Below are 1,142 nucleotides of genomic sequence, written 5' to 3'. Positions count from 1 at the left end.
ACCCATCCAGAAGCGACCCCAATTTGTTCATTGAAATTGCTTACCAGATAAACATTAGAAGATATGGAAAAGCGTGCACTGACCATTCCAATGAGCAAAAAACAGAGCAACAAAGTCTCAATATGAAGTAAATCAAAGTAAAAAAAGCACACTGAGATCACGACAAAACAAACCATTGTTGACATGGCTGGCATTAACAACTCCGATATTTTGCCTGTAAGGGGGGTATGCTTTGATTTTTTCACGCTCCAAAACCCATAGAGAAAATTACCAATCGCTGAAGCAGATACCAGCATTCCAAGAGCCTGTTTATTCATTTTCATTGCACTGAGAATAACGGGCAACTGATTATTCACCATAAAGACCATGGCAAAATAAATGAACATCACCCCCACATAGGCATACCAAGTTGTCCCATAAAGCCTCTGTTGTGTTGTCATGGTGTCCGCTTTTTTTATTTTTAGCGATGAGATAGGTTGTGCGCCAAGACAACAAAAGACGATAAAGCCTAGCAATGTTAAAAATCCAGAAAATAATAAAGTATATGTCTCTGACAAAAGTGCAGACAGAGCACTTCCCAAAGCAGGTCCGATCATCTTTGCTGCGCTATTGATCATGTTAAGCACAGAATAGTAACGGCTCCGCTCATCTTCAGGAACAGAATTTGCACTGAGAACGGAAATTGCTGGAAGAGCAATACTATTGAATGTCGCTCGAATGACTGCCAAGACAATAAATCCTTGCAGACTGGTCGCCATCAATAAAACGACAGTACATAGCGCCCGTAACAGCAGTGAGGCCCGCAACCAATGGATCATAGAAGGGTGACTGACCAACATTCCAATTGGCTTAGACAGAACGATACCAGGTAATAATGTTGCCGCTCCAATAAAAGCGACATCATATTGATCCGCTTTCCAGGTGAACACGGATACGGTTAAAATCACGATGTAATCAATCCAGCCCCCAAATGACACGATGCCATCGCCCAGTAAAAGCATTCGCAAGCGATTTTTTGTTGCTGCATCTACTTGCGCCAAAATACGACTCCTGCTTTTTCGTCCGCAGAGCTGATTGGATTGTTGCTTCTTTTTTGCACCCTCAAGACATCAAGAATTTCTTGCGCCTTAAAGGCATCAAGA

Annotated in this window: 1 protein-coding gene; it reads right to left on the bottom strand. The window is 42.1% G+C overall.

Annotated features, from left to right (window positions below; all coding sequences use genetic code 11):
• The coding region (locus PVV57_RS10355; RefSeq protein ID WP_273784052.1) for an MFS transporter at positions 1 to 1,040 on the bottom strand (1,040 nt) is incomplete at its 3' end.
• Between the last annotated feature and the right edge of the window lie 102 nt (positions 1,041 to 1,142).

It is taken from the genome of Bartonella sp. AU15XJBT (assembly GCF_028618615.1).
GTDB lineage: Bacteria > Pseudomonadota > Alphaproteobacteria > Rhizobiales > Rhizobiaceae > Bartonella.
The sequence above is the reverse complement of the archived record's forward strand: the minus strand, read 5'-3'. Positions and strand labels throughout refer to the sequence as shown.